The sequence below is a fragment of the Mycolicibacter icosiumassiliensis genome, assembly GCF_900078685.2.
Classification (GTDB): Bacteria; Actinomycetota; Actinomycetes; order Mycobacteriales; family Mycobacteriaceae; genus Mycobacterium; species Mycobacterium icosiumassiliensis.
In genome coordinates this window covers 1,864,611-1,890,239 of the sequence record NZ_LT546166.1, presented here as the reverse complement: position 1 = coordinate 1,890,239, position 25,629 = coordinate 1,864,611, and the positions used below count along the sequence as shown (strand labels likewise).

20 protein-coding genes, 1 tRNA gene and 3 pseudogenes are annotated in these 25,629 nt (G+C 66.4%); 9 read left to right on the top strand and 15 right to left on the bottom strand.

The window, feature by feature from the left end; translation table 11 throughout:
* The 4 genes and pseudogenes from BN4346_RS49485 to BN4346_RS32935 form a co-directional block, all read right to left on the bottom strand.
* Positions 1-1,068, bottom strand: a pseudogene (locus BN4346_RS49485) (PGRS repeat-containing protein); the annotation flags it as partial.
* A 242-nt stretch (positions 1,069-1,310) separates the two neighbouring features.
* Entirely contained in the window at positions 1,311-3,482 is a 2,172-nt protein-coding gene (gene nrdE, locus BN4346_RS32945; RefSeq protein WP_078058560.1) for a class 1b ribonucleoside-diphosphate reductase subunit alpha, read from the bottom strand.
* Positions 3,449-3,907, bottom strand: a complete 459-nt coding sequence (gene nrdI / locus BN4346_RS32940; RefSeq protein WP_067971072.1) for a class Ib ribonucleoside-diphosphate reductase assembly flavoprotein NrdI — start codon at positions 3,905-3,907, stop codon at positions 3,449-3,451. Before nrdI ends, nrdE begins: the two co-directional genes overlap by 34 nt.
* A 56-nt stretch (positions 3,908-3,963) precedes the next feature.
* Positions 3,964-4,203 carry a redoxin NrdH gene (locus tag BN4346_RS32935; protein WP_024440250.1) on the bottom strand — a complete coding sequence of 80 codons (240 nt, stop codon included), beginning with the start codon at positions 4,201-4,203 and terminating at the stop codon, positions 3,964-3,966.
* Between the two features lie 529 nt (positions 4,204-4,732).
* Here BN4346_RS32935 and BN4346_RS32930 point away from each other — a divergent pair.
* Positions 4,733-5,911 (top strand): AAA family ATPase, encoded by a 1,179-nt coding sequence (locus BN4346_RS32930; RefSeq protein ID WP_067971070.1) that lies wholly within the window; start codon positions 4,733-4,735, stop codon positions 5,909-5,911.
* Positions 5,912-5,924: 13 nt separating this feature from the next.
* On the opposite strand, the gene BN4346_RS32925 is transcribed toward BN4346_RS32930, so the two are convergent.
* Positions 5,925-6,800, bottom strand: a complete 876-nt coding sequence (locus BN4346_RS32925) for an SDR family oxidoreductase (RefSeq protein WP_067971068.1) — start codon at positions 6,798-6,800, stop codon at positions 5,925-5,927.
* Between the two features lie 106 nt (positions 6,801-6,906).
* Positions 6,907-7,509: a TetR/AcrR family transcriptional regulator gene (locus BN4346_RS32920; protein WP_067971180.1), complete on the bottom strand. Its 603-nt coding sequence runs from the start codon at positions 7,507-7,509 to the stop codon at positions 6,907-6,909.
* Positions 7,510-7,673: 164 nt separating this feature from the next.
* Between BN4346_RS32920 and BN4346_RS32915 the strand changes: the two genes are divergently transcribed.
* Positions 7,674-9,149, top strand: a complete 1,476-nt coding sequence (locus BN4346_RS32915; protein WP_067971066.1) for a cytochrome P450 — start codon at positions 7,674-7,676, stop codon at positions 9,147-9,149.
* Between the two features lie 108 nt (positions 9,150-9,257).
* Here the strand turns inward: BN4346_RS32915 and BN4346_RS32910 are convergent, their stop codons facing one another.
* The 4 genes and pseudogenes from BN4346_RS32910 to BN4346_RS32895 form a co-directional block, all read right to left on the bottom strand.
* Entirely contained in the window at positions 9,258-9,728 is a 471-nt protein-coding gene (locus BN4346_RS32910) for a homocitrate synthase (RefSeq protein ID WP_078058559.1), read from the bottom strand.
* Positions 9,729-9,916: 188 nt separating this feature from the next.
* On the bottom strand, positions 9,917-11,653 hold the full coding sequence (gene poxB / locus BN4346_RS32905) for a ubiquinone-dependent pyruvate dehydrogenase (protein WP_067971064.1): 1,737 nt from the start codon (positions 11,651-11,653) through the stop codon (positions 9,917-9,919).
* A gap of 118 nt (positions 11,654-11,771) precedes the next feature.
* Positions 11,772-13,917, bottom strand: a pseudogene (locus BN4346_RS32900) (acyl-CoA dehydrogenase).
* 21 nt (positions 13,918-13,938) lie between these two features.
* Positions 13,939-14,631 (bottom strand): annotated as a pseudogene (locus BN4346_RS32895) (SDR family NAD(P)-dependent oxidoreductase); the annotation flags it as partial.
* A 98-nt stretch (positions 14,632-14,729) separates the two neighbouring features.
* On the opposite strand from BN4346_RS32895, the gene BN4346_RS32890 reads away from it, so the two are divergent.
* The 3 genes from BN4346_RS32890 to BN4346_RS32880 all read left to right on the top strand — a co-directional run bounded on the left by BN4346_RS32890 (position 14,730) and on the right by BN4346_RS32880 (position 18,111).
* Positions 14,730-16,997 (top strand): carbon starvation CstA family protein, encoded by a 2,268-nt coding sequence (locus tag BN4346_RS32890; protein ID WP_067971062.1) that lies wholly within the window; start codon positions 14,730-14,732, stop codon positions 16,995-16,997.
* On the top strand, positions 16,973-17,167 hold the full coding sequence (locus BN4346_RS32885) for a YbdD/YjiX family protein (protein WP_067971060.1): 195 nt from the start codon (positions 16,973-16,975) through the stop codon (positions 17,165-17,167). Before BN4346_RS32890 ends, BN4346_RS32885 begins: the two co-directional genes overlap by 25 nt.
* Before the next feature lie 140 nt (positions 17,168-17,307).
* Positions 17,308-18,111, top strand: a complete 804-nt coding sequence (locus BN4346_RS32880; protein ID WP_096867664.1) for a L,D-transpeptidase — start codon at positions 17,308-17,310, stop codon at positions 18,109-18,111.
* A 21-nt stretch (positions 18,112-18,132) separates the two neighbouring features.
* On the opposite strand, the gene BN4346_RS32875 is transcribed toward BN4346_RS32880, so the two are convergent.
* Both BN4346_RS32875 and BN4346_RS32870 read right to left on the bottom strand, forming a co-directional pair.
* Positions 18,133-19,389, bottom strand: a complete 1,257-nt coding sequence (locus tag BN4346_RS32875) for a cytochrome P450 (protein WP_067971057.1) — start codon at positions 19,387-19,389, stop codon at positions 18,133-18,135.
* The gene (locus BN4346_RS32870) at positions 19,386-20,231 is read right to left on the bottom strand and encodes an MBL fold metallo-hydrolase (RefSeq protein WP_067971055.1); all 846 of its coding nucleotides are present in this window, start codon (positions 20,229-20,231) and stop codon (positions 19,386-19,388) included. The genes BN4346_RS32875 and BN4346_RS32870 overlap by 4 nt, the downstream gene beginning before the upstream one ends.
* 103 nt (positions 20,232-20,334) lie before the next feature.
* Here BN4346_RS32870 and BN4346_RS32865 point away from each other — a divergent pair, with 103 nt between their 5' ends.
* Genes BN4346_RS32865 through BN4346_RS32850 form a run of 4 tightly spaced genes read left to right on the top strand, consistent with a single transcriptional unit; the run spans position 20,335 to position 24,205 of the window.
* On the top strand, positions 20,335-21,123 hold the full coding sequence (locus tag BN4346_RS32865) for a FadR/GntR family transcriptional regulator (protein WP_067971053.1): 789 nt from the start codon (positions 20,335-20,337) through the stop codon (positions 21,121-21,123).
* Positions 21,124-21,174: 51 nt separating this feature from the next.
* Complete coding sequence (locus BN4346_RS32860; RefSeq protein ID WP_067971051.1) at positions 21,175-21,960, top strand: class II aldolase/adducin family protein; 786 nt, start codon at positions 21,175-21,177, stop codon at positions 21,958-21,960.
* Positions 21,961-21,965: 5 nt separating this feature from the next.
* Positions 21,966-23,234, top strand: a complete 1,269-nt coding sequence (locus BN4346_RS32855; RefSeq protein ID WP_067971048.1) for an amidohydrolase family protein — start codon at positions 21,966-21,968, stop codon at positions 23,232-23,234.
* Between the two features lie 2 nt (positions 23,235-23,236).
* A complete protein-coding gene (locus BN4346_RS32850) occupies positions 23,237-24,205 on the top strand; it encodes a D-2-hydroxyacid dehydrogenase family protein (RefSeq protein WP_208863231.1) in 969 nt (322 codons plus the stop codon).
* 161 nt (positions 24,206-24,366) lie between these two features.
* On the opposite strand, the gene BN4346_RS32845 is transcribed toward BN4346_RS32850, so the two are convergent.
* From BN4346_RS32845 to BN4346_RS32835, 3 genes are all read right to left on the bottom strand, one after another.
* Positions 24,367-24,657, bottom strand: a complete 291-nt coding sequence (locus tag BN4346_RS32845; protein WP_067971046.1) for a hypothetical protein — start codon at positions 24,655-24,657, stop codon at positions 24,367-24,369.
* Positions 24,658-25,008: 351 nt separating this feature from the next.
* Positions 25,009-25,081, bottom strand: a tRNA-Ala gene (locus BN4346_RS32840).
* 72 nt (positions 25,082-25,153) lie between these two features.
* On the bottom strand, positions 25,154-25,603 hold the full coding sequence (locus BN4346_RS32835; RefSeq protein WP_067971044.1) for a GreA/GreB family elongation factor: 450 nt from the start codon (positions 25,601-25,603) through the stop codon (positions 25,154-25,156).
* Between the last annotated feature and the right edge of the window lie 26 nt (positions 25,604-25,629).

Below are 25,629 nucleotides of genomic sequence, written 5' to 3'. Positions count from 1 at the left end.
CCCGGTACCCCCGGCACCACCGGCGCCACCGGCGCCACCGCCGCCACCGCCGCCGAAGAAGAGCCCGCCTTGACCACCGGCACCGCCGGACCCGCCAGCACCGCCCTGACCGCTGGTCGCGCCTTGAAGACCCGCGGCGGCTTGGGCGGACGTAAATCCAGCCCCGCCAGCCCCGCCGATACCGCCGGTACCGCCGCCGCCAAAGAAGAGTCCGCCGGCACCACCGGCACCACCCGCACCGCCGGAGCCACCTGCGAGATGAGTCGCGGTGCCCGCCCCGCCAGCCCCGCCGTTGCCGCCGTTCCCGCCTGCACCGAACAAGAAGCCGCCGGCGCCGCCGTTGCCGCCCACACCACCGTTGCCGCCGAACTGGCCGTCGCCGCCGTTGGTGCCGTTGCCGCCGTTACCAAACAGCCCGCCGCCATTGCCACCCTGACCAGGTGCGCCGTTGATGGGAAGCGTGGCGTTGCCACTGGGGTCCGTCGCTGCTGCCAGATACATGTAGTCGGTCGATCCACCGTCACCGGTGCTGGGCAGGATGTAGCCCTGGTCCGCGCTGCCGGCGTTGCCACCGTTGCCGAACAGCCAGCCAGCGTTACCACCGGCGCCGTAGTAGCCGTAACCATCGCCGCCGTCACCGAACAATAGGCCAGCATCGCCGCCGTGGATGTTGTCGGCGGTGCCTTCGGCGCCGTCGCCGATGAGGTACACCCCGGATAGATCGTTGATGAAGCCGTTGACCTGTTGGCCCAGATCGCTATGAATCCACGCCTCGATGCTGTCGTGCGTCGGGGTGTAGACGAGCTCGGCGAACCAATCGTCTGTGAAGCCCGGCGTGAACATGGCCGGTCCGGCCGTGTTCAGGTCGGCCCACGACAGTCCGGCGAACAACTGCTCGATGGCGTCGTCGAACCCGAAGTCGGCGTGCGCGGCCGGTGCATCCACGGGAGTCAGCCCAAGGGCCAGAAAGGCGCCCACCGCCGAGCCGGCCCCGACCATCCGCCCAAACCGACGTCCGCGAACGCCGTTTCCGCCATTGCGTCCCGGATTGCCGCTGGTACCAGCCATCTCGTGCACCCCTAGGTCAGTTCGTCACGCCGAGTCGACTACTTCCGCGGCGCGCCGTAAATGTCAGTTAGCTTCGCGTAGGCTAACAATTAACTTGGAGTTTCTGAAATTTAACTGGAAATTTCCTGAGGTGGCACGAGCGCTCGACCGCAATGTGCAGCGAAGTCAACACCCGTCACTCCCTGAACAAAGAAGCAGGCCAGAGGGCAATGCCCCCTGGCCTGCAACGGTCTCAAAATGCCCTACAACATGCAGGACACGCAGTTCTCCACCTGAGTGCCTTCCAGCGCCATCTGCCGCAGCCGGATGTAGTACAGCGTCTTGATTCCCTTGCGCCAGGCGTAGATCTGCGCCCGGTTGACGTCGCGCGTGGTCGCGGTGTCCTTGAAGAACAGCGTCAGGCTCAACCCCTGGTCCACGTGCTGGGTGGCCGCGGCGTAGGTGTCAATGATCTTCTCGTAGCCGATCTCGTACGCGTCCTGGTAGTACTCCAGGTTGTCGTTGGTCATGTAGGGCGCCGGGTAGTAGACCCGGCCGATCTTGCCTTCCTTGCGGATCTCGACCCGCGCCACGATCGGGTGGATCGACGACGTCGAGTGGTTGATGTAGGAGATCGACCCGGTCGGCGGAACGGCCTGCAGATTCTGGTTGTAGATCCCGTGGGTCTGCACCGACTCCTTGAGCCGGCGCCAGTCGTCCTGGTTGGGGATCCGAATCCCCGCATCGGCGAACAATTGGCGCACCCGCTCGGTCGCCGGCTCCCACACCTGCTCGGTGTACTTGTCGAAGAACTCTCCGGAAGCGTACTGGGACTGTTCGAAGCCCACGAATGACCTACCCCGTTCCAGGGCAAGACGATTCGATGCGCGCAGGGCGTGATACAGCACGGTGTAGAAGTAGATGTTGGTGAAGTCGATGCCCTCTTCGGAACCGTAGAAGATCCGCTCCCGGGCCAGGTAGCCGTGCAGGTTCATCTGACCCAGCCCGATGGCGTGCGACTCGTTGTTGCCCTGCTCGATCGACGGCACCGACCAGATGTGGGTCTGATCGCTCACCGCGGTCAGCGCCCGGATGGCGACCTCGATGGTCTGGCCGAAGTCGGGCGAGTCCATCGCCTTGGCAATGTTGAGCGAACCCAGGTTGCAGGAGATGTCCTTGCCCACCTTGGCGTACGACAAATCGTCGTTGAACTCCGAGGGGGTGGAGACCTGCAGGATCTCCGAGCACAGATTCGAGTGGGTGATCTTTCCGGCGATCGGGTTCGCCCGGTTCACCGTGTCCTCGAACATGACGTACGGGTAGCCGGATTCGAACTGCAGCTCGGCCAGGGTCTGGAAGAACTCGCGCGCCTTGATCTTGGTCTTGCGGATCGCCGCGTTGTCCACCATCTCGTAGTACTTCTCGCTGACGGAGATATCGGCGAACGGCACCCCGTAGAACTTCTCGACGTCGTAAGGCGAGAACAGGTACATGTCCTCGTTCTTCTTCGCCAGCTCGAAGGTGATGTCGGGGATCACCACGCCCAGGCTCAGCGTCTTGATCCGGATCTTCTCGTCGGCGTTCTCCCGCTTGGTGTCCAGGAAGCGGTAGATGTCGGGGTGGTGGGCGTGCAGGTACACCGCACCGGCACCCTGACGGGCGCCCAGCTGGTTGGCGTAGGAGAACGAGTCCTCCAGCAGCTTCATGATCGGGATGACCCCGGAAGACTGGTTCTCGATGTTCTTGATCGGGGCGCCATGCTCGCGAATGTTGCTGAGCAGCAACGCTACTCCCCCGCCACGCTTGGACAGCTGCAGGGCGGAGTTGATCGATCGGCCGATCGACTCCATGTTGTCTTCGATGCGCAGCAAAAAGCAGCTGACCGCCTCGCCGCGCTGCTTCTTGCCGGAGTTCAAAAACGTTGGGGTGGCGGGCTGGAAGCGGCCGTCGATGATCTCCTCGACGAGTTGCTCGGCCAGCTTGGTGTCACCGGCAGCCAGGGTCAGCGCCACCATGCACACCCGGTCCTCGAACCGCTCCAGGTAGCGCTTGCCGTCGAAGGTTTTCAGGGTGTAGGAGGTGTAGTACTTGAACGCCCCCAGGAAGGTCGGGAACCGAAACTTCTTGGCGTACGCCCTATCCAGCAGTGACTTGACGAAGTTGCGCGAGTACTGGTCGAGCACCTCGCGCTCGTAGTACTCCTTCTGGATCAGGTAGTCGAGCTTCTCGTCCTGATTGTGGAAGAACACCGTGTTCTGGTTGACGTGCTCCAAGAAGTACTGCCGGGCGGCCAGCACATCCATGTCGAACTGGATCTTGCCGTCGGCGTCATACAGATTGAGCATTGCGTTGAGCGCATGGAAGTCCAGCTCGCCCACCGGAGCGCTGCGGGTGGTTGCGGTTACCTGCTCTGCAGTTGCAGCGGTCGGTGGCATGCCTCGTCCTTCCAAAAATCAGCCAAGCCCGCGCGGACGGCTTGTACGTCCTCGTCGGTTCCCATCAATTCGAATCGATATAGGTACGGCACCCCGCATTTGCGGGACACCACATTGCCCGCATAGCAGAACTCCGCACCGAAGTTGGTGTTGCCGGCCGCGATCACGCCGCGCAGCAACTGCCGGTTGTGTTCGTTGTTCAAAAAAGCGATGACCTGCTTCGGCACGTAGCCGCCCTCGTTCATATCGGGCTGCTGACGTCCGCCACCGTAGGTCGGCAGGACCAATACATAGGGGTGGTCGACCTCGATGCGTCCGTGCAGCGGGATCCGGATGGCCGGCAGGCCCAGCTTCTGCACGAAGCGGTGGGTGTTCTCCGACACCGAGGAGAAGTACACCAGGCTGCATTCTGAATCCGCAGACATGGCGACCCCCTTCAACTCTCAGTCAGACTCCACCCGTACCCGACCCGACGACCGGCCTACGCGCTCAGCGCGGTCTGCGACAGCGCCTTGATGCGGTCCGGCCGGAAACCCGACCAGTGCTCGTCGCCGGCGACCACGACCGGGGCCTGCAGGTAGCCCAGCGCCATGACGTAGTCACGGGCGTCGGGGTCCAGCGAGATGTCAACCTTCTCGTAAGCGATGCCCTGCTTGTCCAATGCCTTGTAGGTGGCGTTGCACTGCACGCACGCGGGCTTGGTGTAGACAGTGATGCTCATGCGGCAGGCTCCTCAGCGAATCGTCGACAACGAACGGATGACGGATCGGGCACTATGTTCAGCGGGCCGCCAGGACTTTCCGTTCCCCAGCTCCGCAGCCGTGGCAAAGCACCGAAATAAGTGCCGGTTGCCGCGGCCCGGATAACTGGAAGATCCCGGGCCTGTCGGTCCCCCGAACACTACACCTAGTGGTCATCCCTCGGGGTTAATACTAGATGTTCTGAACGACATTGTTGAAATTCGCTGGTCGTAAGCTTGCGACGCCATCCGCGTCGGCGTGTCGCAGCTCACATTCGAACGACTCTCTGCTCATAACCGCAGGTCTACCATGCGGCACCGACAAGTCATCGGGGCACGCAACCACCGACCGCCGGCCAGCAAAGCTTCCCGGCCCCCGGCTCAGCGCATCCGGGCGGGGTACCGATTCCGGCGGATTCGGCATCGGCCTGAGCCGAGAGGCCTGTCGTACCGCTGCAGACGGCCGCTTACCACGCCCATCACGTCGGAGGCACCCGATAGCCTGCCGGGCATGCTTTCGACGCTGGCTGTGCGCGGCTACCGCTCGCTGCGCGACCTGGTGCTGCCGTTGCGCCCTCTCACGGTCGTCACCGGGGCTAATGGCACCGGCAAGTCGTCGCTGTACCGGGCGTTACGCCTGTTGGCCGACTGCGGACGTGGCGAGGTGATCGGCTCGCTGGCTCGCGAGGGCGGCCTGGAGTCGGTGCTGTGGGCCGGCCCCGAACAGCTCGGCGAAGCGCGCCGCAGCGGAACCGTCCAGGGCAGTGTGCGCAGCCGACCGGTCTCGCTGGAGATGGGTTTCGCCTCGGACGACTTCGGCTATCTAGTCGATTTGGGATTGCCGCAGGACCCCGCGCAGGCGTCGGCGTTCGCCCACGATCCAGAGATCAAACGCGAGATCGTGTTCGCCGGAGCAGTGCCGCGGCGCGGTGCCACCCTGGTGAGCCGCACCCGGGCTTTCGCGCAGTTCAACACGGACTCCGGTGTCGAGGAACTCTCGCGCACGCTGCCCACCTATCGCAGTGTGCTCGCCGAGTTCGCCCACCCCGCCGCACATCCAGAACTGGCCGCGGTGCGCGATCGACTACGCGACTGGCGCTTCTATGACGGCTTCCGGGTGGATGCCGGCGCACCGGTGCGACGGCCGCAGGTCGGTACGCGCACACCGGTGCTCGCCGGCGACGGCGTCGATCTGGCCGCAGCGGTGCAGACCATCATCGAGTCCGGCGACGACGAGCTGGACCGTGCGGTCGCGGCCGCATTCGACGGGGCGACGCTGTCGGTCAGCTCCCACGACGGCATGTTCGATCTTCAGTTGCGCCAACGGGGCATGCTGCGGCCGTTGCGTGCCGCCGAACTGTCCGATGGCACCCTGCGCTTCCTGCTGTGGGCCGCCGCCCTGCTGAGCCCGCAGCCGCCGTCGCTGATGGTGCTCAACGAGCCCGAGACATCACTTCATCCCGACCTGGTGGCGCCGCTGGCCGAACTCATCCAGGCCGCCGCCACCCGAACCCAGGTCATAGTGGTCACCCACGCGCGCACCATGCCGGAGCTGCTCGCCGCCGTGCCTGTCGCCGACGCCGACCGCCACGACACCGCAGAGATCGAGGTCTACAAGGACTTCGGCGAGACGCGGGTCGCCGGCCTGGGCCTGCTCAACACCCCGGCCTGGGATTGGGGCAGCCGCTGAGCCGGCTGGCGGTTCAGGAGCTGCGCAACGACTCCCGCGACGGCCGCAGCGCTTTGCTGAACAGCACGTTGGCCTGACGCATGGCCACGCTGTAGGGCAGCCAGGCCAGCCGCTTGAACGCGTACAGCGCCCGAATGTCGCCGGAGGTGTAGACCAGGTAGCGGTTGCGCGCCACCCCGGCCAGGATCTTGTCCGCCGCCTTCTCCGGCGACACGGCATGGCCGGCGAAACGACCCACCCATTTCTCCACCTGCGGGTCCTCGCGGTCCACACCGGCGATCTCGACGGTGTGGACCAGCCCGGTCTTGACGGCGCCGGGCACCACCACCGACACCCCGATCTTGTGCCGGGCCAGGTCGAACCGCAGCACCTCCGACACTCCGCGCAGGCCGTACTTGCTGGCCGAATAGGCCGCATGCCAGGGCAAGGCGACGATTCCAGCCGCCGAGGACACATTGACCAGGTGACCGCCGCGGCCGGCGGCGACCATCTGCGGCAGGAACGATTCGATGACGTGGATCGGACCCATCAGGTTGATGTCGACCATCTTTCGCCACTGTTGGTGAGTTAACCGGTCGACGGTCCCCCACGCCGACACCCCGGCAATGTTCATCACGACGTCCATCGGCTCATGCCGCTCATGAATGTCCGCGGCGAAGGCGGCGACGTCGTCGTAGTCGGCGATGTCGACCACCCGGTGCTCCGGTACCAGCGCGCCCAGCGCGCGGGCGTCGGCGACGGTTTCGGCCAGACCTTCGGCATTGCGGTCGGTCAGGTACAGCTCGGCACCATGCTCAGCCAGCCGCAACGCGGTGGCCCGTCCGATCCCGCTGGCCGCTCCGGTGATGAAGCACCGCTTGCCCCGGTAGTACTGCGCTACGCGTGTCATGGGTGCAGACGATACCGGCGGTACCGCTCAGGCTCGACGGAGGAGAGCCGAAGCTGGGACCGCCGTACAAGCCGAGCGGTACCGCGCATCGATGATTCGATCCCCGCTAGCGCTTCCGGCCGCCCCAGAGCGCGTTTTGCCATAGCGCTTCGAGCACCCGTACGCCACGCCCCACGTCGCCGCCGGGCCCCACGAAGGCACTGTCTCCGGAAAGCATGTAGGCGGTGGTAGCGCCCAGGGTCCGCACCAGCGCGGGAATGTCGTCGCTGATCGGGTTGGCCGTCCCCGCGGCGAGCTCGTCATTGACCACGCCGACGATCTGGTCGATGACCGCATCGATCTGGGCGTCGAGCAGCTCACGGATCTCGGCGTCGCTGTTGCGCGCCAGGTTGCATGCCGACATCACCGGATCGTTGTGGGCGTAGACCGCGGCCGCACTGCCCACCATGCGCTGGGCGAATGCCTCCGTCGATTCGTCGGCGCCCCGCGGCGCGAAGTAGTGGGTCAGTTCTTCGAGCTCGTGGGTGGCCTCCGCCAGGATGTGGGCGAGCACGGCGTACTTGGAGTCGAAGTAGAAATAGAAGCCCGAGCGCGCCACCCCGGCCCGATCGCTGATGGTGCTGACCGACAGTTCTGCGAAGGGTTTCTCCTCCAGCAGTTCGCGCACCGCCTGAACAATCGCCTGACGTTGCTTGTCGCCGCGCCGCATCGGCAGATCGTCGGCAGACCGCCCACCCGCGCCATCCTCGCTATTCACCTTTGCACCTTGCACCACGCCGCGCCGGATTCAAACTTGACAGGCGTCAAACTTACTCCGAGGATTAGGCCCGAGTGACGGTTACCACAACCTGTCCGGCCGTTAGAGGAGGGTCTGTGACCACCATCAGCACCCCGCGTTACCTGCTCGACCAGGCAAAACGCCGGTTCATCCCGACCGTGAACACCATCCCCGGGATGGGATTGCTGGAAAAGCGGCTGATGACAGTGGACTGGCCGCAGCGGACGCTGGCCGCCCCGCCGGCGGGGAGCAACCTGAAGCCCATCGTCGGCGACTCGGGGCTGCCGCTGCTAGGTCACATCGTCGAGATGTTCCGCCAGGGACCCGACTTCCCGTTGCACCTGTACAACACCCGGGGCCCGATCACTTTCGCTGACTCGCCCATCCTGCCGTCGATCGTCGCGCTGGGCCCCGACGCCACCCAGACGATCTTCACCAACAAGAACAAGGATTACTCGCAGAAGGGCTGGCTCCCGGTGATCGGGCCGTTCTTCAACCGCGGTCTGATGCTGCTGGACTTCGACGAGCACATGGGCCATCGGCGGATCATGCAGTCCGCCTTCACCCGGCCCCGGCTGGCCAGCTACGTCGAAGACATCGACCGGGTGGCTTCGGCCATCGTGGCCGACTGGCCCACCGACGACGGCCGTTTCCTGCTGTACCCGGCGATGAAGGAACTGACCCTCGATGTCGCCTCGGTGGTGTTCATGGGCCATGAGCCGGGCAGCGATCACCAGCTGGTCACCAAGGTGAATCACGCCTTCGAGCAGACCACCCGGGCCGGGGGCGCGATCATCCGGACCGGCGTGCCGCCGTTCAAATGGTGGCAGGGTCTGCAGGGTCGCAAGCTGCTCGAAGACTACTTCGTCGAGCGGGTCAAAGAGCGCCGGAACGCCGAGGGCACCGACATGCTGACCGTGCTCTGCCATACCGCCGACGAGGACGGCAACAGCTTCTCCGACGCCGACATCGTCAACCACATGATCTTCCTGATGATGGCCGCCCACGACACCACCACCTCGACGGTGACCACGATGGTCTACCACCTGGCCGCCCACCCGGAGTGGCAGGACCGCGCCCGCGACGAGTCACAGCGACTCGGCGACAGCCCGCTGGACATCGAGTCGCTGGAGAAGCTGGAAACCCTCGACCTGGTCATGGACGAGTCCCTGCGGCTAGTGACGCCGTTGCCGTTCAATATGCGCCAGACGGTGCGCGACACCGATCTGCTGGGCCACTACGTGCCGGCCGGCACCAACGTGGTCACCTGGCCGGGGATGAATCATTGGCTGCCCGAGCTGTACACCAACCCGCGCCAGTTCGACCCGGAGCGGTTCCTTGAGCCGCGGTCCGAGCACAAGAAGCACCGCTACGCCTGGGCCCCGTTCGGTGGCGGGGCGCACAAGTGTATCGGGATGGTATTCGGCCGTCTCGAGGTCAAGACGGTGCTGCATCGGCTGCTGCGTCAGTATCGGATTGAGCTGTCCCACCCCGGCTACCAGCCGCGCTGGGACTACGGCGGCATGCCGATTCCGATGGACGGGATGCCGATCGTCTTGCGCCGGCTCTAAGCCTCTGGGGCTGATTCGCGGTCCAGCTTCGCCCCTCCTGCGTCGAGCCTCGCTAACCGCTCGGTCGGATGCGGCGGTCCAGCTTCGGCTCTCCTGCGTCGAGCCTCGCTAACCGCCTGCAGTCAGCAGTCGATTCACGCACGTGACAACGGCATCCACGGCTGAGGCCCCGGCGTCGGACGCGAAGCCCACCGCCCATGCCGTCGCGCGACCGTTGGAACCGTGGATGAACGTTGCTGTCTCGGTGCCGCAAGCCAGCTGATGAAATGCCAGGATTTCCAACCTGATTCCACGCTCGTACAGCATCTCGGTGAGGGCGCCCAGCGGGCCGTGCGCCGCCGCGGTGCAGGTACCGGTTCGATCGCCGATGGCGATTGTCGCCTGGTAGGTGCGGCCCTGCAGCCCCAGCCTGGCCGCGGGCCGGTCGGCATCCAGGCAGCGCCACCGGCCCAGCCGCAGCGGCCCGGAGCAGTGACCGTAGGTGGCCACGAAGCCTTCCCGGGTGAGCTGGGCGGCTGGGTCACGCAGTTCACGCGGGAGTCGAGTGTCGAATTGGTCTGCGAAAGATGTACTGGCCATGTTGCGGTCTTTTCTGCTCGAAGAGCGACCGACGGGTAGTAGCTTCCGACCCGACAGCGGGGGGTCGGTCTGGATCAGACCCCGCTGCGGGTGCCGGCTACTACAACTAGATAACGCATGATGCCCCAAGGCTAGTAGCGCGTCCGCTGCACGCGCAACGCATTTATGGACTGGCGTCGAGATTGATATCAATTCAAGATGCGGCGAGCCACGTTGGTGGTCACCAGGTCCAGCAGTTCGTCGCTGCGACCGGCCAGAATGGTCCGGATCGCATAGAGCGAGAAGCCTTTGGCCTGTTCAGCGGTGATCGCGGGCGGAATCGACAGTTCCTGGCGGGCGGTGACGACGTCGACGACGGCGGGGCCGTCGTAGGCGAACGCCTCGGTCAGGGCCGCTTCCAGGTCGGCAGGCCGCTCCACCCGACGCCCGAACATGCCCAGCGCGGTGGCGACGGCGCCGAAGTCGGGATTATCCAACTCGGTACCGAAGTTGACGATGCCGGCGGCCTTCATCTCCAGTTCGACAAAGTTCAGCGACGAATTGTTGAACACGATCACCTTGACCGGCAAGCGATTCTGCGTCAGCGTGAGCAGCTCGCCGAACAGCATCGCCAGCCCGCCGTCGCCTGCCAACGCGACAACCTGACGCTGTCGGTCGACGGACTGGGCGCCGATCGCATGTGGCAACGCGCATGCCATGGTGCCGTGGTTGAACGACCCGATCAACCGTCGTCGCCCGTTCATGGTGACGTAGCGCGCCGCCCACACCACCGGCGATCCGACGTCGACGGTGAACACCGCGTCGTCTGCGGCCAACCGATTCGCCACCGCGGCAACATATTCGGGACGTATCGGGGTGCGGTCCCGATCGTTGGACGCCAGCGAGTCAAGTCGCTTGCGGGTCTTGCGGTAGTGCTTCAGCGACTTTTCCAGGTGGGTGCTGTCGTTCTTGCTGGTGAGCAATGGCTGCAACGCGGCGACGGTGTCGGCTACCGTGCCGACCAATCCGAGATCGATCGGGGTGCGTCGGCCCAGGTTTCGACCGCGAATATCGACTTGGATGATCTGTGCACGATCGGGATAGAACTGCTGGTAGGGAAAGTCGGTGCCGAGCATCAGCAACACATCGGCTTCCGCAATCGCCTTGTAGCCGGACGCGAAGCCCAGCAGTCCCGTCATGCCGACGTCGTACGGGTTGTCGTACTCGATGTATTCCTTGCCGCGCAGCGCGTGCACGATCGGGGCCGCCAAGGTGCGCGCTAGCTTTATCACCTGGTCGTGGGCGCCGGCGACCCCCGCACCGGCCAGGATGGTGACGTTGGCGGCGCCGTTGAGCATGGCTGCGGCCGCCCGCAGCCCCCGTTCATCGGGGTGGCACACCGATCCGGTCGCCAGCACCGGACGCACCCCCCAGGCGGTCTCATCGAGGCGGTGGCTGAAGATCTCGCCCGGCACCACCACGACGGCCACGCCGTTCTCTTCCACCGCCGCACGCATCGCCAGCTCCAGGATCCGCGGCGCCTGCTCGGGAGTGCTGACCAACTCGCAGTAGACACTGCACTCGCGAAACAGGTTCTGCGGATGGGTTTCCTGGAAGTAGTCGGAGCCGACCTCGGCCAGCGGGATATGGGCAGCGATCGCCAGCACCGGCACCCGGCTGCGCTGCGCGTCGAACAGCCCGTTGATCAGGTGCAGGTTGCCGGGTCCGCAACTGCCCGCGCACACCGCCAAACCACCGGACAGCGTTGCCTCGGCGGCGGCCGCGAACGCCGCGGTCTCCTCGTGGCGCACCTGTTCCCAGCCGAAGTCGCCGACCCGGCGGATCGCGTCGGTGAGCCCGTTGAGGCTGTCGCCGGGTATCCCGAAGATGCGCTGCACCCCGCTGCGTTTGAGGGCCGCGATGACATGGTCTGCGACAGTAGCCATTTCGCGTCCTCCTCACCACGGGCGAGCGTGCGCAGAATGCCGTCGCCGACGGAGTGTCGCCGTGCAACCGCACGCTCGCGAGCGATGGGGGTACCCCCATCTCGCGCCGGGGGAAACGCTACTTGATCAACGGGTCGCGGGGCATCCCCAGAATCCGCTCGGCGATCTGGTTACGCGTCACCTCTGAGGTGCCGCCGGCGATGGCGATGCCGCGCGCGCCCATCACCATCCGGGCGGCCATCGCGCCCGGCCCGTCGTCGAGGGCGACATCCGGGCCCAGCAGCGCCGCGCCGATGGCCGCACCGTCGCCCATGTGTTCGGCGAGCTTGAGCTTGGTGACATTGCCCTCGGGGCCGGGGGCGGCGCCGGCGATGCTGCGCGCCGCACGCCGCAGGTTCAGCAGTCGCAACGCGTGCTCGTCGGCGACAAACCTGCCAACGCGCACCTCGGCATCGGGTACCGACTGCCGGTGCTGCTGGGCCAGTGCGATCAGCCGCTGGTCGATCCCGGCGGTGTAGGAGCCGCCGCCACCGATGCTGACCCGCTCATTGCCCAGCGTGGCGCGAGCCACCTTCCAGCCGCCGTTGACCTCGCCGACCACGTCCTCGTCGGGAACGAAGACGTCGTTGAAGAACACCTCGTTGAACTCCGAACCACCGGTGATCTGACGCAGCGGCCGCACCTCGACGCCCGGCGCCTTCATGTCGACGATCACCATGGTGATGCCGGCATGCTTGGCGACGTCGAAGTCGGTGCGCACGGTGGCCAGGCCACGCCGGCACAGGTGTGCGCCCGACGTCCACACCTTCTGACCGGTGATCTTCCAGCCGCCGTCGACCCGAACGGCCTTGGTCTTGACCGCGGCCGCATCCGAGCCGGCACCCGGCTCGGAGAACAGCTGGCACCAGATCTCCTCCTGGCGCAGCGCCTTCTCCACAAACCGCTCGATCTGCCAGTCGGTGCCCTGTTGGATCAGCGTCAGGATCACCCAGCCGGTGATCGAGTAGTCGGGTCGCTGCACGCCGGCGGCGCTGAACTCCTGCTCGATCACCACCTGCTCGACCGCGTCGGCGGCCCGGCCCCACGGCTTGGGCCAGTGCGGCATCACATATCCGGTCGCAATCAGCTTGTCCAGCTGGTCTTCGGTGCTCAACGCCGCGATCTCGGCGGCATCAGCCTGGATGCGGGTGCGCAGCTCCTCGGCCTCGGGCGGCAGGTCCAGGCTGTTGGCCCGGGTGATGCCGGCCGCGGCGCTCTCGAAGACGGCCTGGGCCGGCGCGTCGCCGCCGAACAGCGCCTGCACCGCCAGGGCGCGACGCAGCTGCAGGTGGGCGTCGTGCTCCCAGGTGTAACCGATACCGCCGTGCACCTGGATGTTCAGCTCGGCGTTGCGCACGTAGGCGGGGAAGGCCAGGGTGGCGGCGACCGCGGCGGCCAGCCGGAAGGCGTACTCGTCCTCGCCGTCGGCCCGAGCCGCATCCCACACCGCGGCGGTCGCCGACTCGGCGGCCACCAGCATGTTGGCGCAATGGTGCTTGACGGCCTGGAAGGTGGCAATGGTCCGGCCGAACTGTTCGCGCACCTTGGCGTACTCCACCGCCGCGTCGGTGCAGTCGGCCGCGCCACCAACGGCCTCGGCAGCCAGCAGCACCCGGGCGCGCGCCAGCGCCGACTCGCGCGCGCCGGCCAGGACGTCGTCGGCGCTGACCCCGACACCGGTCAGCGTGACCCGCCCAGACCGCCGGGTCAGATCGACGTTGCCCGGCACATCCACGTTCGAGTACCAGCACGTCCTCACCGGCGGCCACCAACAGCACGTCGGCCAGGCCCGCACCCAGCACCACCCCGGCATCGCCGGAAGCCACGCCGCCGTCCAGGATGACGTCACCGGCCAGCCCCACCCCGGCGGTGACCGAGCCGTCGATCAGCCCCGGCAGCAGGCGGGCCTGCTGCTCGGGCGTGCCGGCGGCGGCGATGACCGCCGAGGCGATGACGGTCGGAACGAACGGCCCCGGAGCCACCGCCCGGCCCAGTTCCTCGATCACCACCACCAACTCGGGCAGCCCGAAGCCGGAGCCGCCGTGCTCCTCGTCGATGTGCAGGCCCAGCCAGCCCAGGGCGGCCAGTTCAGCCCAGAACGGGGGCCGAGCCTCCTCGGCGGTGTCCAGCAGCGCACGAGCCGCCGAGCGGGCCTTCTGCGCGGTCAAGAACCCGCGGGCCACCTCGGCCAGTTCGCGGTGGTCGTCGGTAATTCCAATGCCCATGGGATATCTCCTGGCTTTCGTTTACTTGGGGGCGAACCGCTGGCCGGCGTCGAGCCGCAGGCATTGTCCGTTAAGCATCGGGTTGTCGATGACAGCGGCAACCAGTTTGGCGAACTCCTCGGGCCGGCCGAGGCGCTTGGGGAACGCGGCGTCGCGGGTCAGGGCGCTGGCGAACTCCTCCGGGATGCCCTTGGTCAGGCCGGTGGCGAACAGGCTCGGTGCGATCGCCAGCGCCCGAATGCCCACCGAACCGAGGTCACGCGCCATGGTCAGGGCCATGCCGGCGACGCCCGCCTTGGCGGCGGTGTAGGCGACCTGGCCGATCTGGCCCTCGAAGGCCGCGATCGACGCGGTGTTGATGATGACGCCGCGCTCCTCGTCTTCGGGCTCGTTTTGGCTCATGTGCGCGGCGGCCAGCCGGTTGATGTTGAACGTGGCGATCAGGTTCAGGTCGATCACGGCACGGAAGGACTCCAGGTCGTGCGGGCCGGACTTGGACAGGGTGCGCTTGGCGATACCCCCGCCGGCCGTGGTGACGATGACGTGCAGCCCGCCCAGGCCCTCGACCGCCGTGGCCAGGGTCTTCTCGGTGGCGTCGAAGTCGGTGATGTCTACCGGGTAGAAGGCACCGGCTCCCCCCTTCAGACCGGCGGCCACCTCCCCGCCCTCCGAGCCTTCCCGGTCGAGCACCGCGACATCCGCGCCGCCGGCAGCCACCGGGAAATCTAGTGGTTGAGAATCTAGGACAAGTTATCGTTCGGCTCGGAAACCGCTGCCCCTCGGGCATCAGAGAAGGCCCCCAGGAGGAACCCGTGGCCGCACCGACGGCGCCAGAGGTAGTCGAGCGACACGACGGGCCGGTGACCTATCTGCACACCGACCCCGAATTACCCGCGGTGGCGGTCATCGACCGCTCCCCCATCTCCGCACGGCACAAAGTGGTGTTCGGTGCGGTCGCGGTCGCGGGGGCGGTGGCGTGGGCATCGATCGCGTTCGCCCGCGGCGAATCGGTGAACGCGGTGTGGTTCGTCATCGCCGCGGTCTGCACCTACATCATCGGATTCCGTTTCTACGCACGGTTCATCGAACGCAAGATCGTGCGCCCGCGCGACGACCACGCCACGCCCGCGGAGATCTTCGAGGACGGCACCGACTATCTGCCGACCGACCGGCGGGTGCTCTTCGGCCATCATTTCGCGGCAATCGCCGGTGCAGGCCCGCTGGTCGGCCCGGTGCTGGCCACGCAGATGGGCTATCTGCCGGGCACCATCTGGATCATCATCGGCGCGGTGGTGGCCGGCGGTGTGCAGGACTACCTGGTGCTGTGGTGCTCGGTACGCCGACGGGGCCGCTCTTTGGGACAGATGGCCCGGGAGGAACTCGGGGTGGTCGGCGGTGCGGCCGCGATCATCGGCGTGCTGGCCATCATGGTGATCCTGATCGCGGTGCTGGCACTGATCGTGGTGCGGGCGTTGGCGGTCAGCCCCTGGGGGGTGTTCTCCATCGCGATGACGATTCCGATCGCCCTGTTCATGGGGTGCTATCTGCGGTTCTTACGGCCAGGCCGGGTGTCCGAAGTATCCCTGATCGGAATCGTCGCGCTGCTGGGCGCTGTGGCTTCGGGCAAGTGGGTCGCCGAAACCTCTTGGGGCGTCTCATGGTTCACGTTGTCCCCGGTGACGTTGTCCTGGTGCATCATCGGCTACGGCTTTGCCGCCTCGGTGCTGCCGGTGTGGTTGCTGCTGGCGCCGCGCGACTACCTGTCGACGTTCATGAAGGTCGGCACCATCGCCCTGCTGGCCGTCGGCATCCTGATCGCCCGGCCGCTGATGGCCGCGCCGGCCGTCTCGGAATTCGCCCGCACCGGCGCGGGGCCGGTCTTCGCCGGATCGCTGTTCCCGTTCCTGTTCATCACGATCGCCTGCGGCGCGCTGTCCGGATTTCATTCGCTGATCGCCTCGGGCACCACTCCGAAACTGCTGGAGAAAGAGAGCCAGATGCGGCTGATCGGCTACGGCGGCATGCTCACCGAGTCCTTCGTGGCGGTGATGGCGCTGATCACCGCCTCGATCCTGGACCAGCACCTGTTCTTCACCCTCAATGCGCCGGTCGCCTCCACCGGCGGTACCGCATCGAGCGCCGCCGCTTACGTCAACGGGCTCGGTCTCGGCGGGTCCCCGGTGACCGCCGAGCAGATCGCCGGGGCCGCCACCTCGGTAGGGGAACAGTCGATCGTGTCGCGCACCGGCGGGGCCCCCACCCTGGCGCTGGGAATGGCCGACGTGCTGGGGCGGGTGTTCGGCGGCCCGGGTCTCAAAGCCTTCTGGTACCACTTCGCGATCATGTTCGAGGCGCTGTTCATCCTGACCACCGTCGACGCCGGCACCCGGGTGGCCCGCTTCATGCTCTCCGACGCGCTGAGCAACCTGGGCGGACCACTGCGGCGGCTGTCCAACCCGAGTTGGCGGATCGGGGCATGGGTGTGCAGCCTGGCCGTGGTCGCGGGGTGGGGTTCGATCCTGTTGATGGGCGTCACCGACCCGCTCGGCGGGATCAACACCTTGTTCCCGCTGTTCGGCATCGCCAACCAGTTGCTGGCCGCGATCGCGCTGACGGTGGTGACGGTGATCGTGATCAAGAAGGGCAACGGAAAATCAGGCCTCAAATGGGCGCTGATCCCGGGCATTCCGCTGCTGTGGGACCTGACGGTCACCATGACGGCCTCCTGGCAGAAGATCTTCTCCGGCGATCCGCGGGTGGGCTACTGGACGCAGCACTTCGCCTATCGGGCCGCCGAACGGTCTGGCGAAACGTCCTACGGATCGGCGGCCAACCCTTCGCAACTGCACGACGTCGTCCGCAACACCTTCATCCAGGGCACCTTGTCGATAGTCTTCGCCTCCGTGGTGGCGGTCGTGGTGGTAGCCGGAATTCTGGTGTCGCTCCGGTCGATTCGCGGCGCGGCATCGACCTCCGAGCCGCCGCCGATGCCATCGCGGCGATTCGCGCCTGCCGGTCTGATCCCGACGGCGGCCGAACGAAAGGTGCAGGAGCAATGGGACGCGCGCTGCGCGGGCTAGCACGGGCCGCGCGTCACATCGGCTGGTACTGGGCATCGCTGTTGGGCGACAACCACTACCGCCGCTATCTGGAGTACCGCCGCCGCACCCATCCCGGCGAGCCGGTGCTCTGCGAGCGCGATTACTGGCGACGCCGTCACGACGGCGATCCCGGGGCGCGCTGCTGCTGACACCGCCGGGCGCGGGCCGTGTCCAAATCTTAATGAAGCCTTGACCGACTCGTAGGCATGTGCGCGAGGCTTAGCGACGTGAATCTCCCTACCATCAACGGCGATAACCCAAGTAAGAAGATCGGGAAGGTATGCCGACGATGTGGACATCGGTGCGCTCAGCAATGGTGGTACTCGGGGTCGCCGTCACAACGCTCGTGACGCCGCCCGGAACAAGTTCGGCCGCGGCCAGCCAGCCGCCCGGCGCGGGGATCGCCTCGATCCAGCCGGCGTCGGGCGCTGTCGTAGGGGTGGCGCACCCGGTCGTGGTGACCTTCTCGGCACCGGTGATCGACCGCCGGGCCGCCGAGCGCACCATCGCGGTGCGGTCCACCCCGCCGATGACCGGAACGTTCGACTGGGTCGACGACACCGAGGTGCAGTGGATTCCCGACCACTACTGGCCGTCGCACAGCGCCGTGGCCCTGTCGGTGGGAAAGCTCTCTGTCGACTTCAGCACGGGCGCAAAGGTGGTGGGCGTCGCCAGCATCTCGGCACACACCTTCACCGTGACCGTTGACGGCGACAGCGAGGAAGCCGGCCCGCTGCCCACGCCGCACCACCGCCCGCACTGGGGCGAAGACGGCGTCATGCCTGCCACCATGGGCAAGACCGAATACGAGACGCCGACCGGCAACTACACCGTGCTGGGCAAGGACCGCAAAGTCGTGATGGACTCCAGCAGCGTGGGGATCCCGATCGACTCCGCCGAGGGCTACCGCTTCGAGGTCGAGCAGGCGGTACGTATCACTCGGCGCGGGCTCTACGTCCATTCCGCACCCTGGGCGCTGCGCTCGCTGGGGCTGGAGAACGTCAGTCACGGCTGTGTCGGCCTCAGTCCCACCGACGCGGAGTGGTACTTCGACCGGGTCAACATCGGCGACCCGGTAATCATCAAGGAGTGAGGCGGGCCGCTGGGACGCCAGCTAGGGCGTCCCAGTGTTGCCGAATTCCACCGGCATAGCGTCGATCCCGTTGATCCAGGGCAGCACAGACCGCGAGGGTCGATCCAGCTGGTGGATGTCGGGAATGATGTCGGCCAGCGCACCGAAGATCAGGTTGATCTGCATGCGGGCCAAGTTGGCGCCGATACAGTAGTGCGCTCCCGGTGCCCCGAAACCCAAGTGGGGGTTGGGGCTTCGCAGGATGTCGAACCTGAACGGGTCGTCGAACACTTCGTCGTCGTAGTTGGCCGAGCCGTAGAACATGCCGACCCGCTGCCCTTTGCGGATCTGCACTCCGCCCAGTTCGACGTCGCGTAACGCGGTGCGCTGGAAGGAGATCACCGGCGTCGCCCAGCGGACCACTTCGTCGGCCATGGTGGTGGGGCGCTGCTCGACGTACAGCCGCCATTGATCGGGGTGGTCGAAGAACGCCAGCATCCCCTGCGAGGTGGCGTTGCGGGTGGTCTCATTGCCGGCCACCATCAACATCATCACGTAGTAACCGAATTCCAGCGCGGTGAGCTCTTCGCCGTCGATGGTCGCGGTCACCAGGGCCGTCGCGATGTCGTCGCGCGGATGCGCCTTGCGATCTTCGGCCATCTGATAGGCGTAGCCCAACAGTTCGGCCGCGGCCAGCGTCCCGTCTGCGCCGGCCTCCGGTTCGCCGTTGCCGCCGCCCACCAGCCGGTTGCTCCAGTCGAAGACCTGCTGGCGCTCGTCTGCCGGAACGCCGATCAGCTCGCAGATGGTCGCCAACGGCAGCTGCGAGGCGACCTCGGTGACGAAGTCGCCGGTGTTGTGCTCGGCGGCGGCGGTGACGATCTGTCGGGCTTGCCGGTCGAGTGAATCCCGCATGCCGGCAACCACTCGAGGGGTGAAACCCCGGGAGACGATCCGGCGCAGCTTGGCGTGCTTGGGTCCGTCGAGGAACAACATGATGTTGTCGCGGCTGGCGTCGTGCAGCTCTTGATTCTCGGTCGTGTTCGTCCGGATCAGCGAGGTGTTCTCGTGCGAGGAGAACACCTCGTCCTGCAACGACACCGCCCGTACATCGGCGTGCCTGGTGACGACCCAGTAGCCCTCATCCGGGTAACCCGAGGCTCCGAAGGGCTGGGCGTTCCACCAGATCGGTTCGGTCTTGCGCAGCAGGGCGAACTCCTCGTGCGGGATCCGCTCCCCGATCAGTGTGGGGTCGGTGAAGTCGAACCCCTCCGGCAGTAGGTGCTGCGTCTCGGTCATCGTGCTCCCTCTCGCTCTACCAGCGGTTGCCACGCCAAACCTGCACCGGCGCTGTTGATGTAGCCGCCCGAGGGGACGGCGAAATGCGATCCGAGCAGCAGTGCCCGCTCGTCGGCGACGCGGCGCAGCAAGTCCAGCCGGCTTGCGCGAGCGGCGCTGGCGTCGGCGTCGGGCCGGGCACTGATCTCGGGGTTGCCGATCTGGACCGGATGGTGCACAACGTCGCCGCTGATGTAGGCGACCTCGCCGGCGGACTCGATGCGCACCGACACGTGGCCGGGGGTGTGACCGGCGGTAGGGACGAGCCGGACCGCCTCGGTCAGCTGATGATCCGGCCCGACCAACCGAAGCTTGCCGTACTGCGCCAGCGGCGCGACGCATTCGGGCGCCACCCAATCCTCACCGGTGAATTCAGTCCAATGCGCGTGCTCGGCAGCGGTCACCAGGTAGTCGGCGCCGGCGAACCTGGGCACCCACTGCCCGTCCTGCTCAACGGTGTTGCGACCGGCGTGATCGCGGTGCAGATGCGTGCACACCACCGCCGTGATGTCGCTCGGACTAAATCCGGTGGCCGCCAACGACTCCTCGAAGCGGTCCGGGATGTTCCGGGTCCGCAGGAAGCTTTCGGCGAAGCAGGTATCGACCAACACGCGCGACGTCTCGGACGCGATCAGGTAGGACTGGATCGCCATCAAGATGTTGCCCGACGCGTCGCAGTAGTCCGCCAGGGAGTCGTCCGCACAACGCTCGAGTGCTCCGGCGAACAGCAGCGCGGGTGGGATCGGTATGACCGCCTGCGGCACCGCGTGGATGTCAATGTCGCCGACAGTCCAGTGCTGCACGCCATGGTCCCCTTCTCGCAGCGCGATCGTATGCCACGAATCATTTGGAAGTGAGCGATTCGAGGAACCGGAGGGAACGGGCTTGGTCTGGCACACTCGACCCGTGGCAGCACCCACCGTTCGCTTCCGGCGGCTCGCCGAACAGGTCGCCGACGAGCTCCGTCGGCGCATTCTCGCCGGCGAGCTGACCGACGATCATGTGCTTCCCAAAGAGGACGAACTGCTGGTCGAGTTCGCCATCAGTAAGCCGTCCTTGCGCGAGGCCATGCGCATTCTCGAGGCCGAGGGACTGCTCACCGTACGCCGCGGCAAACGGGGCGGCGCGGTGATCCATCGACCCACTCCAGCAAACGTCGCTTACACCATGGGCCTGGTGTTGGGCTCGCAACAGGTCAGCCTCGCGGACGTCGGGACCGCGCTTTTGCAAGTCGAGCCGGCCTGTGCAGCACTGTGCGCGGGGCGGCCGGACCGCAAGAGCACGGTGGTGCCCATTTTGCGCCGGTTACACGAGGAATCGGTGGCCGCGGTCGACGACCTGCAGAAGGCCACCTCCGCCAGTCGCCGCTACCACGAGGCGCTCGTCACGCACTGCGGCAATGCCACCATGCTCGTCATGGCGGGCGCGCTCGAAGCCCTGTGGTCGGCTCACGAGCAAAGCTGGTCCAGTCAGGTCACCGACCATTCCACGGTGCCCGTTCCGGAACGGCGCGCCGTCTTGGAAGACCACCGTCAGGTCATCGATGCCATTGATGTCGGCGACGCCCAACGAGCCCGGGACCTGGCCGCGGCACACCTGCTGCACGCCCAGCACTATCCCGGCCGCTCGGGGATTGTCGACCCGGCCATGGTTCGTCCCCGGGGGCTCCCCAGCGCTGGGGACCCCGAGCTGTGAGGGACTCATCGGGTGCGTTGACGGCGCCCCTTATTTCCATATGATTTGTTCATGACGGAGTCCGTCGACGTCCAGTGCGCCCGTCCCGGCGGCTCAGCGGTCTGGTCGCCGTCGGTGGTCCCGCCGATCGGCGTTGAGCTGACCAACGCCCAGGCGCTGGCCATCGCGTTTCGTCATCTCGCAGACATCGGCTTCGCCGAGAACATGGCCGGCCACATCACCTGGCAGCCCCCCGGTCAGACCGAGATGCTGGTCAATCCGTGGGGACTGTGGTGGGCCGAACTCACCGCCTCCGACATCTGCACCGTCGACGAGGACGCCCGCGTGGTCGCGGGTCGCTGGGATGTCACCCCGGCCATTCATATCCACACCGAACTGCACCGCGCCCGCCCCGACGCGCGCGTGGTGATCCACAACCATCCGTACTACGTGAGCGTGTTGGCGTCGCTGCAGACACTGCCCGACCTGGTGCACCAGACCTGCTCGCTGTTCCTCGACGACCTGTGTTTCGTCGAGGACTACGACGGCGAGGTGGACACCGCTGCGCGGGCAAGCGATTTGGCCGCCCGTATCGGCGGTGCGAACCTGGCGATCCTGGCGTCGCACGGGGTGATCGCCACCGGGCGCACGCTGGCCGAGGCGGTCTATCGGTCGGCCACCATCGAGCGAGTGTGCAAGTTGGCCTACCACGTCATGTTGACCGGCCGGGCGCCCACGCCCATGAAGCGATCCGACATGGCCGGGATGCGGGCGTCGTTGATCGAGCGCGCCGCCGACGTGTACTGGGCCGGCGCGGCCCGCATGACCATCAAGGCCGACCGACATGTGCTGGAGTAGCGCCCATGAGATCGATCGACGAGCTCAGCGCTGACCTGAGCTTCACCACCGCCAAGGCCGGAACGGAACGCACCGTGACCTTCCTGCCCGAACCGCCACGCGCACAGCGGCGCTACACGGTGATCTCGGTGGACGACCACATCGTCGAACCCCCGGACACCTTCCTGGGGCGAGTGCCGCGCAAACTGGCCGACCGGGCGCCGCGGGTGGTCGAGACCGAAACCGGCGGCCAAACCTGGATGTATGACGGCCAATCGTTGCCCAACGTCGGATTCAACGCCGTGGTGGGGCGTCCGGTGTCGGAGTACGGCTTCGAGCCGACCCGATTCGAGGAGATGCGCCGCGGCGCCTGGGATATCCATGCGCGCATCAAGGACATGGACCTCAACGGCGTCTACGCCTCATTGAACTTTCCCTCCTTCCTGCCCGGGTTCGCCGGTCAGCGCCTGCAACTGACGACCGGCGACCGTGAGCTGGCGCTGGCCTCGGTGCGGGCGTGGAACGACTGGCACCACGAGGTGTGGGCCGGCTCCTACCCCGACCGCATCATCGGCTGTCAACTGCCCTGGCTGCTGGAACCCGAGGTCGGTGCGGCGATGATCTACGAGAACGCCGAACGAGGCTTTCGCGCCATCACTTTCAGTGAGAATCCGGCCATGTTGGGGCTGCCGACCATCCACTCCGGGCATTGGGACCCGATGATCGCCGCCTGCGCCGAAACAGGCACCGTGGTCAACCTGCATATCGGATCGTCGGGCACCGCACCGTCCACCACCGACGATGCACCGCCCGACGTCGCCGGCGTGCTGTTCTTCGCCTACGCCATCTCCGCCGCGGTCGACTGGCTGTATTCCGGGTTGCCCAGCCGCTTCCCGGAGTTGAAGATCTGTCTGTCCGAGGGCGGGATCGGCTGGGTCGCGGGGCTACTGGACCGCCTCGACCACATGCTGAGCTATCACCAGATGTACGGAACCTGGAAGGCGCTCGGCGAGACGCTCTCCCCGGCCGAGGTGCTGCAACGCAACTTCTGGTTCTGCGCAGTCGAGGACCAGTCGTCGTTCTGCCAGCACGAGCGCATCGGCACCGACCACATCATGTTGGAGTCCGACTACCCGCACTGCGATTCGACGTGGCCGAACACCCAGCGGGTGATTCACCAGGAGATCGGCGACCTTCCTGCCGAGGTGATCCGGAAGTTCACCTGGGAGAACGCCTCTCGCCTCTATCAGCATCCGGTTCCCGACGCGGTCCAGCACGACCCGGATGCGTTCTGAACGTGGCCGCTTCCGCGCCACCGCTGCGTATCGCGGTGCTCGACGACTACCAGGGCATTGCCGAGACGGTGGATTGGTCGCCCATCCCCCGGCCCGTCGATCTGCTGGCGATCCGCGAGCACCTCGCTCCCGGTGACGAACTGGTCGCCCGGCTGGCCGACCGCGAGGTGCTGGTTGTGATGCGCGAACGCACACCGATCCACGCCGATCTGCTGTCTTCGCTGCCGTCGTTGAAATTGTTGGTCACCACCGGGCCGTTCAACGCCGCCATCGACGTGGCCGCCGCCCACCGGCTCGGAATCACCGTGTGCGGGACCGGCGGCACCATCACGCCGACGGTCGAACTCACCTGGGCGTTGATCCATGCCCTGCAACGTCATCTGATCGTCGAGGATGCGGGTCTGCGGGCCGGCCGATGGCAGCAGACCGTCGGCGCTGATCTGGCCGGCGCGACGCTCGGGCTGGTGGGGCTGGGCCGAATCGGCCGGATGGTCGCCGCGGTGGGCCACGCCTACGGCATGCGAGTGACGGCGTGGAGCCCACACCTGACACCCGAGCGGGCCGCCGAGGCTCAGGCGCAGCTACTGGACCGGCGCAGTCTGTTCGAGACCGCCGACGTCGTCTCGATCCACCTGGTGCTCTCCGAGGCGACCCGGGGACTGGTCGGTCGCGATGAGCTGGCCGCGATGAAATCCAGCGCGATCCTGGTCAACACCTCACGCGGCGGGTTGATCGATGAGGCAGCGCTGATCGACGCGCTGCGCACCAACCGGATCCGTGGCGCCGGGCTCGACGTCTACGACCAGGAGCCGCTGCCGGCCGGGCACCCGCTGACCGCGCTGGGCAACACCGTGCTGACCCCGCATCTGGGCTACGTGACCGCGAACTGCATGAACGTGTTTTATCGCGATATCGTCGACGACATCGTCGGTTACTGCGTCGGCACTCCGCGCCGGCTGGTGAAGCCGTGATCGCGCCGTCCACACTGTTTTCCAGAACAGCTTTTCGTAACGGCACGATCGCACTGGAATAACGGTTTTACAAAGTAATTATCGCCGACCAATTTCCGGATGACTCCGCAACAGAAAAAAGCCCGCGAACACAATGTTCGCGGGCTCTCTTCTGGCACGTGTTATTTAGTGCCGCCAGCCAGGCCGATAGGAGCACTGGCGGCGTCTGCCGCCAGCCCCACGATAGGACTGGCTGCGGCGGCCCCGGCCGGCCCCGGCGCCACCAGCGGCACGGGCGGCGGCAGTCCGGGCACCACCGGAATCGGGGCAATCGGAATCGGGGGCACCGGTCCCGGCAGCCCCATCGGCACCGGACCAGCAAGAGTGGTCAGGTCAGCCGCGCACGGCGCCGCGCCGGCCGCTCCAACCGGCGCGGCCGCCGCCCCACCGTCACCGGATGTTTGAGCGATCACACCACCCGCACACACCGGCCCCCCAAGGGGCAGATGCGCGAGGGGCACAGCACCTGCCTGACCACTCAGAATCAACCCGCTTGCATAAAAGCCGACACCGGCGAATATCGCTTTACCGATTCTCCCGAGGCTCTTCACGTAAACTCCGATGATTAGTATCCAGCCCCCCCGGACCCGCAATCCTCTGACTGCAAAAGAACCGTATCACAGGCTTGTAAGTAACCGCTCCGGCCAATTGACTCGTTACCGTAACGATGCGGCTAGGGCGTTGTGACTCTTTGTTCACCAAGTGGCCCAGCCGCAAGTCAGCGCAAACAGCTCAGACTGAACGCCGATACCTATCGAAATGAGTGGAGCTAAGGGGACTCGAACCCCTGACCCCCACACTGCCAGTGTGGTGCGCTACCAGCTGCGCCATAGCCCCGCGTTGTCGTGCTCATCGAAGCTACACCACAGCCGCACCAAGGTTCAAAACAGCTCGTCAGTCGGCCTGATTTCAGGCCGGATGCTGGGTCTGATGCAGCCCGTAGGGCACCGCGTCGAGCAGCGTCACCGTCACGTTGGCCCCGCTGGGCACCTGGTAACTGCGCTCCTCCCCCGGCCGGGCTCCGGTGATCGCCATGCCGAGCGGCGACTGCGGCGAGTAGACCTCCAACCCACCCTGATCGTCATCGCGCACCCCGAGCAGGAAGGTCTCGGTCTCGCCGTCGCTGTAGCGGACGGTCAGCACCATGCCGGGTTCGGCGACCCCGTCGTCCGGCGGGTCCTGTCCAACCACCGCGACCGCCAGCAGGTCGTGGATCTGGTGGATCCGGGCCTGCCGAGCTTGCTGTTCATCGATGTCTTCGCTGCCCGAAACAGCCTGCGGTGCAGACAATTCCGCTAACTCCGCGAGCAGCCGGTCCTTGGCCTGCTGGGTCATCCAGACACCGTGCGTATCAGTCATCGACAGTTCTCCTTTACAACAGCATT

Coding starts and splice junctions, on each gene's coding strand:
- nrdE (WP_078058560.1), bottom strand. CDS start 3,482: ATGCCACCGACCGCTGCAACTGCAGAGCAGGTAACCGCAACCACCCGC.
- nrdI (WP_067971072.1), bottom strand. CDS start 3,907: ATGTCTGCGGATTCAGAATGCAGCCTGGTGTACTTCTCCTCGGTGTCG.
- BN4346_RS32935 (WP_024440250.1), bottom strand. CDS start 4,203: ATGAGCATCACTGTCTACACCAAGCCCGCGTGCGTGCAGTGCAACGCC.
- BN4346_RS32930 (WP_067971070.1), top strand. CDS start 4,733: ATGCTTTCGACGCTGGCTGTGCGCGGCTACCGCTCGCTGCGCGACCTG.
- BN4346_RS32925 (WP_067971068.1), bottom strand. CDS start 6,800: ATGACACGCGTAGCGCAGTACTACCGGGGCAAGCGGTGCTTCATCACC.
- BN4346_RS32920 (WP_067971180.1), bottom strand. CDS start 7,509: ATGCGGCGCGGCGACAAGCAACGTCAGGCGATTGTTCAGGCGGTGCGC.
- BN4346_RS32910 (WP_078058559.1), bottom strand. CDS start 9,728: ATGGCCAGTACATCTTTCGCAGACCAATTCGACACTCGACTCCCGCGT.
- poxB (WP_067971064.1), bottom strand. CDS start 11,653: ATGGCTACTGTCGCAGACCATGTCATCGCGGCCCTCAAACGCAGCGGG.
- BN4346_RS32885 (WP_067971060.1), top strand. CDS start 16,973: ATGGGACGCGCGCTGCGCGGGCTAGCACGGGCCGCGCGTCACATCGGC.
- BN4346_RS32880 (WP_096867664.1), top strand. CDS start 17,308: ATGTGGACATCGGTGCGCTCAGCAATGGTGGTACTCGGGGTCGCCGTC.
- BN4346_RS32875 (WP_067971057.1), bottom strand. CDS start 19,389: ATGACCGAGACGCAGCACCTACTGCCGGAGGGGTTCGACTTCACCGAC.
- BN4346_RS32860 (WP_067971051.1), top strand. CDS start 21,175: ATGACGGAGTCCGTCGACGTCCAGTGCGCCCGTCCCGGCGGCTCAGCG.
- BN4346_RS32855 (WP_067971048.1), top strand. CDS start 21,966: ATGAGATCGATCGACGAGCTCAGCGCTGACCTGAGCTTCACCACCGCC.
- BN4346_RS32835 (WP_067971044.1), bottom strand. CDS start 25,603: ATGACTGATACGCACGGTGTCTGGATGACCCAGCAGGCCAAGGACCGG.